Raw genomic sequence first — 1,810 nt, forward strand, 5'->3', positions numbered from 1 at the left:
AGATCAGTAACTACGATACCCGTACCATCACTCGGGCCATTGTTAGTAGCCACCAGGGTAAACACGACGTTATTTCCAACAGCAGGGGTAGGATTATCTACCGTTTTCACCAGTGCTAAATTGGTGGTTGCCGTAGGTGTTGGTGTCGAAGTTGAGGTATTGTTACCAGGCGTCGGATCATTCTCGTTACCGGTAATGGTTGCCGTATTGGCATAAGAACCAGCTGCATTCACGGTAGCGGTAATGGTCAGTGTCGAAGTCGCAGCATTCGTTAAGGTACCGATTGTCCATAGTCCGGTTGCAGGAGCGTAAGTCGTACCCGCTGGTGGCGTAGAACTTACGTAAGTGTAACCAGCAGGAAGCAGATCTGTAACCACGATACCCGTACCATCACTCGGGCCATTGTTAGTGGCAACCAGTGTAAAGACTACATTGCTTCCAACAGCAGGGGTAGGATTGTCTACCGTTTTCACCAGTGCTAAATTGGTGGTTGCTGTAGGTGTTGGTGTCGAAGTCGAGGTATTATTACCCGGCGTCGGATCATTCTCGTTACCGGTAATGGTTGCCGTATTGGCATAAGAACCAGTTGCATTTACAGTAGCAGTAATGGTCAGGGTAGAAGTTGCAGAATTAACCAGTGTACCGATTGTCCACAGACCGGTTGCAGGAACATAAGTCGTACCCGCTGGCGGCGTAGAACTTAAGTGAGTATAACCAGCCGGAAGCAGATCTGTTACGACTATTCCTGTACCATCACTCGGGCCATTGTTGGTGGCAACGAGTGTAAAGACTACGTTGTTTCCAACAGCAGGGGTAGGATTATCTACCGTTTTCACCAGTGCTAAATTGGTGGTTGCTGTAGGCGTTGTTATTGCTGTTGAGGTATTGTTACCTGGCGTCGGATCGTTCTCGTTACCGGTAATGGTTGCGGTATTGGCATAAGAACCAGCTGCATTTACGGTAGCAGTAATGGTCATTGTTGAGGTCGCAGCATTCGTTAAAGTACCGATTGTCCACAGACCGCTTGCAGGAACATAAGTCGTACCCGCTGGCGGCGTAGAGCTCACATAAGTGTAACCAGCCGGAAGCAGATCAGTAACTACGATACCTGTACCATCACTTGGGCCATTGTTAGTGGCAACGAGTATAAAGACTACGTTATTTCCAACAGCAGGGGTAGGATTGTCTACCGTTTTCACCAGTGCTAAATTGGTGGTTGCTATAGGAGCTGGTGTCGAAGTTGAAGTATTATTGCCCGGAATCGGATCATTCTCGTTACCTGTGATCGTTGCTGTATTGGCATAAGTACCAGCTGCATTTACGGTAGCGGTAATGGTCATTGTTGAGGTCGCAGCATTTGTTAAAGTACCGATTGTCCATAATCCGGTTGCAGGAACATAAGTCGTACCAGCCGGAGGCGTAGAACTTACATAAGTGTAACCAGCAGGAAGCAGATCTGTAACCACGATACCCGTACCATCACTTGGGCCATTGTTGGTCGCAACGAGTGTAAACACGACGTTATTTCCAACAGCAGGTGTAGGATTATCTACCGTTTTCACCAGGTCTAAATTGGTAGTTGCTGTAGGAACTGGCGTTGCCGTAGAGGTATTGTTACCCGGCGTCGGATCATTCTCGTTACCGGTAATCGTTGCCGTATTGGCATAAGAACCAGTTGCATTTACCGTAGCGGTAATGGTCAGCGTAGAGGTTATGGCATTTGTTAAAGTACCGATTGTCCACAGACCAGTTGCAGGAACATAAGTCGTACCCGCTGGCGGCGTAGAACTTACGTAAGTGTAACCAGCAG

The 1,810-nt window shown here is 48.1% G+C and carries 1 pseudogene; it reads right to left on the reverse strand.

Annotation, left to right across the window (positions count from 1 at the left end):
• Positions 1–1,810 (reverse strand): annotated as a pseudogene (locus HDE70_RS27085) (hypothetical protein); the annotation flags it as partial.

The organism is Pedobacter cryoconitis (assembly GCF_014200595.1).
GTDB classification, from domain to species: domain Bacteria; phylum Bacteroidota; class Bacteroidia; order Sphingobacteriales; family Sphingobacteriaceae; genus Pedobacter; species Pedobacter cryoconitis_C.